Below are 1,152 nucleotides of genomic sequence, written 5' to 3' on the forward strand. Positions count from 1 at the left end.
CGGCCAGCACGGCCAGCACGGCCAGCACGGCCAACAGGGTGGGCAGGGTGGACACGGTCTTGCCGGCCCTCCTGGGCGTGACGGCTCCGGGCAGGACAGGTCCCGGCAGAGCGGACTCCGGCCGGACGGCTCCGCGCAGGGCGGGTCCGGGCATGGCGGGCTCGGGTCCGGGCATAACGGGCTCGCCGGGCGGAGTAGCTCGTGCGGGGAGCCTGCGGGCGACGGGCATGGTGGGTTTTCCGGGGGGTGACCGGCACCCGGGTGTCGCGGTGGTCACCGGGGCGGCGGGACGTCCGCTGGAGTGCCCGCCGGTGCGTACAGCGGGTGAACAGGCATAACCGGCTCGCGTACCCACCCCCCTCCTCCCCTACGCTTGTCCCGTGACCCCCGTCGAGCTCTCCCGCACCGTGTTGCACGCGGTGCGTCGTGCCGTCGACGAGGGGGAGCTGAGTGTGACCGTCCCCGAGCGGGCCGTGGTGACCGAGCCCGGGCCCGGCGGCTGCGGGGACTTCGCCACCACCATCGCTCTGCAACTGGCCCGGCCGGCCGGGCAGCCGCCCCTGCGTGTCGCCGAGATCCTGCGGGACCGCCTCGCCGAAACCGACGGCATCCGGGACGTCGTCGTCACCGGCCCCGGTTTCCTCAACATCAGCCTCGACGCCCAGGCCGATCCCGTCGTCGGGCTCGTGCGCGAGATCCGGGAGAAGGGCCTCCGGTACGGGCACGGTGACGCCCTCGCGGGACACGTCGTCGCGCTGCGCGTGCCGTACGAGGTGCGGGCCGAGGTCGTCGCCGACGCCGTCGTACGGATCGTGGGGACCCAGGGCGGCCGGGCCACCGTCGAGCACGGTGAGCCCGTCAACCTGCGGCCCGTGCCCGCCCCCGAGGACCCCGCCCCGCTCGGGCCCGACGCCGCCCGGTGGGCCCTGCTCCACCCCGCGCCGCACGACCGGCCCCGGATCAGCGCCGATCACCTGGTCCAGCGGGAGGGCAACCCACTGTTCCGCGTGCGGTACGCCCACGCCCGCGTCCGTTCCCTCAGCCGCAACGCCGCCCGTCTCGGCTTCACCGCCGAGCCCGGTCCCCTCACCGCCGACTCCGGTCCCCTCGGCGCCGACTCCGGTCCCCTCGGCGCCGACTCCGGTCCCCTCG

General features: G+C 75.8%; 1 protein-coding gene. It reads left to right on the plus strand.

The genetic code is table 11. The annotated features are described in order from the left end of the window. Nucleotides 1-380 precede the first annotated feature (380 nt). Nucleotides 381-1,152: ArgS-related anticodon-binding protein NrtL (nrtL, locus tag GT045_RS21940; RefSeq protein WP_345942714.1), on the plus strand; the 772-nt coding region annotated here is incomplete at its 3' end.

Origin of the sequence: Streptomyces sp. SID486 (assembly GCF_009865385.1) — a bacterium.
Lineage (GTDB): Bacteria > Actinomycetota > Actinomycetes > Streptomycetales > Streptomycetaceae > Streptomyces.